Raw genomic sequence first — 5,314 nt, forward strand, 5'->3', positions numbered from 1 at the left:
GGCGCATCCGGTTCCAGCGCGGCGTCGTGCCATCGCGCGTTGGCCGCGGCGCCGGCCGCGGGCGGCGCGCTCGATGCGAACCACGCCAACGACAGCGCCGCCAAGGGTGCCGACGCGGCGCCGTCCGGCTCGCTCGTCGAGATCGACGGCGACCTGATCGCCAAGGTGCAGGCGAGCGTCGATCCGTCGATCCCGGCCGACGTCAGCGCGCTGTTCGCCAAGCCGAAGCCCTACACGCTCGGCCCCGGAGACGTGCTGGCGATCGTCGTGTGGGATCACCCCGAACTGAACATGCCGCTCTCGCAAGGCCCGAGCACCGGCGTCGACAACACCGGCTCGAACGCGATCGTGTCGGGCTACACGGTGGACGCGACGGGCCGCGTGCAGTTCGCCTACATCGGGCCGGTGGAAGTGGGCGGGCTGACCGAGCTGGAAGCGCGCGACCGCGTCAGCGCGCGGCTCGGCAAGTTCATCCGCGATCCGCAGGTCACGCTGCGCATTCAGGCGTACCGGAGCCGGCGCATCTACCTGGACGGCGAAGTGCGCCTGCCGGGCCTGCAGGTCATGAACGACCTGCCGATGACGCTGCCCGAGGCGATCAACCGCGCGGGCGGCCTGACGGCGGCCGGCGACCGCGCGCGCATCTCGATCACGCGCGGCGACGCCACCGCCGTCGTGAGCCTGCCGAAGCTGGTGGCGCAGGGCATCAACCCCGATCGCATCCTGCTGCGCGACGGCGATCTGGTGCGCGTCTATCCGCTCAGCGACACCAAGGTGTTCGTGCTCGGCGAAGTGGGGCACACCACCACGCTGAACTTCAACAACGGGCGGCTCTCGCTCGGCGAGGCGCTCGGCTACGCGGGCGGCGTGAGCCAGTATTCGGCCGATGCGAGCCAGGTGTACGTGATCCGCAGCCGCACCGGCACGAGCCCGACCATCTTCCATCTCGATGCGACCTCGCCGGTGTCGATGGCGCTGGCCAACGAGTTTCCGCTGCGGCCCGACGACGTGGTGTTCGTCGACGCGTCGTCGCTGGTGCGCTGGAGCCGCGTGGTCGGCATGTTCCTGCCGAGCGCGCAGACCCTCGCCACCGGACGGAGCATCGCGTACTGATGGATACCCTGCTCGTGATGTGTACCGCCAATGTCTGCCGCAGCCCGATGGCCGCCGCGCTGTTCGCGCGCGCGCTGCCGGGCGTGCGGGTGTGGTCGGCCGGCGTCGAGGCGATGCCCGGGCTGCCGCCCGATCCGCTGGCCGCCGAATGCATGCGCGCGCTCGGCCTCGAGATCGGCGCGCACCGCTCGCAGGCGCTCGCGCAATGGATGCTCGAAGCCGCCTCGCTGGTGCTGACGATGAGCGAACGGCAACGGCGCGCGATCGTGCAGCGCTATCCGACGGCGACCGGGCGCGTGTACCGCCTGCTCGACGAGGACGTGGCCGATCCGTACCGGCGCGGCCCGGCCGCCTACCGGGCCGCGCTCGAACGCCTGCAGGACGGCGTCGAGCGCTGGTCGCGGCGGGTGACGCGGCTGCCGTCCGGCGCGGCTTCCGGCTCCGACTCGGATGCCGCCGTTTCTGCAGCCGCGGTTTCCGCTGCCGCTGTTTCCGCTGCTGCCGTTTCCGCTGCTGCTGTTTCCACCGCCGCCATTTCCACCGCCGCCGGTGCGCCGGCTTCGGCCGCTTCGATCCACGAAGCCGTCCCCACGGCGTCCGCCGCTTCGGCCGTCTTCGTTCCGTCTTCTCCGTTCGCCGCGTGCGCCGCGTTCGTTTCGCCGGGAGCCTTGCATGAACCACTTTGACGCGCCGCTCCCGTACCGGGAGCCCGACGATGCCGCGCCGCCGTCCAGCTTCGGCAGCTACCTCGACGCGCTCTACGACAACCGCCGCCTGATCGCCGCGATCACGGCCGCGATGCTCGCGGTCGGCACCGCCTACGCGCTGCTGGCCGAGCCGGTGTACCGCTCCGACATCCTGATCCAGGTCGAGGAGAACACCAATTCGACCAAGAGCATGCTCGGCGACATCTCGTCGATGTTCGACGTGAAGACCCAGGCATCCTCGGAGATCGAGGTGCTGCGCTCGCGGCTCGTGTCGGGCCGCGTGGTCGACAAGCTGCATCTGTATATCGACGCCGAGCCGCGCTATCTGCCCGTGATCGGCCGCTGGCTCGGTCAGCATTCGGACGGCGTGTCGCACCCGCTGCCGTTCGGCTATGTGACGGGCGACGAGCAGATCTCGGTGGCCGCGTTCACGGTGCCCGACGCGCTGCACGGCAAGGCGTTCACGCTGACGCGGCTGGCCGGCGAGCGCTATCGGCTCGCGATCGGTGACGCCTCGGCCGAAGGCGAGATCGGCGTGCCGCTCGCGATGAACACGCGGCACGGCCCGGTCGCGCTGACGGTGGCCTCGATCGATGGCGCGCCCGGCGCGGCGTTCGTGCTGCACTGCGATTCGCAACTGGCCACGACGGAGCGGCTGCGCAACGCGCTGAAGATCGCCGAAAAAGGCAAGCAGTCCGATGTGATCGGCGTGACGCTCGACGGCCCCGATCCGGCCCGCACCGCGGCGATCCTCAACGCGATCGGCACCGAGTACGTGCGCCAGAACGTGCAGCGCAAGTCGGAGGAGGCCGAGCGCTCGATCCAGTTCCTCCGCGCGCAGTTGCCCGAACTGAAGACCCAGCTCGAACACGCCGAAAGCCGCTTCAACGATTACCGCGCGAAGAAGGGCACGCTCAATCTCGACGAGGAATCGACCGCGCTGCTGCAACGCTCGGTGGACGCGCAGACGCGCATGACCGGCCTGCAGCAAAAGCGCGACGAGCTGCTCGCGCGCTTCATGCCCGATCACCCGGCCGTCAAGGCCGTCGATGCGCAGATCGCCACCGCGCAGGCGGAACTCGGCGGCATCGAGAGCAAGACGCGCGCGCTGCCGCCGATCGAGCAGGAAGTGCTGCGCCTGCAACGCGACGTGCAGGTGGGCACCGAGCTGTACACCAACCTGCTCAACACGCAGGAGCAGTTGCGGCTCGTGAAGGCGGGCAAGGTGGGCAACGTGCGGATGGTCGATACCGCCGCGGTGCCCGAGCTGCCGGTGCGCCCGAAGCGCGCGCTGGTGATCGGCGGCGCGCTGGTGCTCGGCCTGATGATCGGCATGGGCATCGCGTTCGCGCGGCGCCGCATGTTCGATTCGATCGAGGATCCGGGCGAGGTCGAACGCTTCGCCGCCATGCCGGTGTACGCGACGATCCCGCACAGCCGCGAGGAGGTGTCGCTGACGCGCCTGCGCCGCGCCGCCGGTACGCCGTCGCGCGATCTGATCCTGGCGAACCGCGCGGCGCTCGACCCGGCGCTCGAAAGCCTGCGCAGCTTCCGCACCGCGCTCGATTTCGCGATGACCGACCTGCGCAACCGCGTGGTGTTCATCACCGGGCCGACGCCCGGCATCGGCAAGTCGTTCATCGCGCTGAACCTGGCGGCGGTGCTCGGCGGCGCGGGCAAGCGCGTGCTGCTGGTCGACACCGATCTGCGCCGCAGCGGCATGAACCGCATCATCCAGGCCGAGCGCGGCGCGGGCTTCGTCGAACTGCTGCGCGGCACGCACGGCTTCGACGCGGTGATCCGCCCCGAGGTGCTCAAGGGCGTGGACTACATCTCGCCCGGCAGCCACGCGGAGAACGCCAGCGACGAGCTGTTCGACGCGGATCTGCGCGGCATCTTCGCGGCGATGAGCGCGGCCTACGACATCGTGATCTGCGACGGCGCGCCGATCCTGCCGGTGCCCGACGCGATGCAACTGGCCGGCCACGCCGGCGTGACGTTCATGGTGGTGCGCCAGGGCGTGACCAAGCGCGGCGAGATTCAGGAATCGCTGCGCCGCCTGCGCCAGGTCGGCGTCGCGCCGCGCGGGCTGATCTTCAACGGGCTGCGCCCGCGCCCCGGCAACTATGCCTACGGATACGGGCAGTACCGCTATGCCCGCGCCAATTACGCCTACGACGACAAGGCCTGATGCGATGAACTGGACGATCCCCAATGCCGCACTGTTGCCGCCCGATACCGAGGCGCTGTCGCCGTCCGCGCCGCCGCCGCCGCCGCCGCGGTTTGGCCGGGTGGCCGTGGTGCACGAATGGCTGACCACCTACGCCGGCTCCGAGAAGGTGCTGGAGCAGATCCTTGCGATCTGGCCCGACGCCGACCTGTTCGCGGTGGTCGATTTCCTGTCCGACGAGGATCGCCGCGCGCTGCATGGCAAGCACGCGCGCACATCGTTCATCCAGCGGCTGCCGTGGGCGCGCAAGCGCTATCGCGCGTACCTGCCGCTGATGCCGCTCGCGATCGAGCAGCTCGACGTGTCGGGCTACGACCTCGTGATCTCGTCGAGCCACGCCGTCGCCAAGGGCGTGCTGACCGGGCCGGATCAGATCCACGTCAGCTACGTGCATTCGCCGATCCGCTATGCGTGGGATCTGCAGCACCGCTATCTGGCCGAATCGGGGCTGACGTCCGGCCCGAAGAGCTGGCTCGCGCGCGCGCTGCTGCACTACATGCGGATCTGGGATCAGCGCACGGCGCACGGCGTCGACGCGTTCGTCGCGAACTCGGGCTTCATCGCGCGGCGCATCCGCAAGGCTTACGGCTACGCGGCCACGGTGGTCTATCCGCCGGTGGACATCGAACGCTTCAGCCTGCGCACCGACAAGGAATCGTTCTATTTCACGGCGTCGCGGATGGTGCCGTACAAGCGCCTGCCGCTGATCGTCGAGGCGTTCGCGAAGATGCCGGGCCGGCGGCTCGTGGTGATCGGCGACGGCCCCGATCTCGCCAAGGTGCAGGCGATCGACGCGCCGAACGTGACGCTGCTCGGCTATCAGCCGAACGACGTGCTGGTCAGCTACATGCAGCGCGCCCGCGCGTTCGTGTTCGCGGCCGAGGAGGATTTCGGCATCGCGCCGGTCGAGGCGCAGGCCTGCGGCACGCCGGTGATCGCCTACGGACGCGGCGGCGCGCTCGAGACGGTGATCGAAGCGGACGATCCGCTGCGGCGCACCGGGGTGTTCTTCCGCGAGCAGAGCGTCGAGGCGCTGGTGGCGGCCGTCGAGCGTTTCGAGACGATGGGGCCGTTCGATCCGGTCGCGTGCCGCGCCAACGCGCAGCGCTTCGGCGCGGAGCGGTTCCGGCGCGATTTCGCGGACGTGGTGGCGCAGACGGCGGGTTCGCGCGCGAAGCAGCCGGCGTGAGACGCCGCCGGTTCGACGGTGGCGCGGGCGCGCGTCATGCGGCGTCGGCAGCGCCCGCCGCATCCGCCACGGCGG

4 protein-coding genes are annotated in these 5,314 nt (G+C 70.3%); all 4 read left to right on the forward strand.

The window, feature by feature from the left end:
• On the forward strand, positions 1-1,113 hold a 1,113-nt coding region (locus G3N92_RS30640; protein WP_206131298.1), incomplete at its 5' end, for a polysaccharide biosynthesis/export family protein.
• Entirely contained in the window at positions 1,113-1,799 is a 687-nt protein-coding gene (locus G3N92_RS35185) for a hypothetical protein (RefSeq protein ID WP_241015124.1), read from the forward strand. The genes G3N92_RS30640 and G3N92_RS35185, both read left to right, overlap by 1 nt.
• Positions 1,786-4,011 (forward strand): GNVR domain-containing protein, encoded by a 2,226-nt coding sequence (locus G3N92_RS30650; RefSeq protein ID WP_206131299.1) that lies wholly within the window; start codon positions 1,786-1,788, stop codon positions 4,009-4,011. The genes G3N92_RS35185 and G3N92_RS30650 overlap by 14 nt, the downstream gene beginning before the upstream one ends.
• A gap of 4 nt (positions 4,012-4,015) precedes the next feature.
• Positions 4,016-5,239, forward strand: coding sequence for a glycosyltransferase family 4 protein (locus G3N92_RS30655; protein ID WP_241015125.1), 1,224 nt, complete (start codon positions 4,016-4,018; stop codon positions 5,237-5,239).
• Positions 5,240-5,314: the final 75 nt, after the last annotated feature.

Origin of the sequence: Burkholderia sp. Ac-20379, from assembly GCF_017104645.1 — a bacterium.
Classification (GTDB): Bacteria; Pseudomonadota; Gammaproteobacteria; order Burkholderiales; family Burkholderiaceae; genus Burkholderia.

Excerpts from the sequence above, each read along its gene's own strand:
- G3N92_RS35185 (WP_241015124.1), top strand. The coding sequence starts at position 1,113 with ATGGATACCCTGCTCGTGATGTGTACCGCCAATGTCTGCCGCAGCCCG.
- G3N92_RS30650 (WP_206131299.1), top strand. The coding sequence starts at position 1,786 with ATGAACCACTTTGACGCGCCGCTCCCGTACCGGGAGCCCGACGATGCC.
- G3N92_RS30655 (WP_241015125.1), top strand. The coding sequence starts at position 4,016 with ATGAACTGGACGATCCCCAATGCCGCACTGTTGCCGCCCGATACCGAG.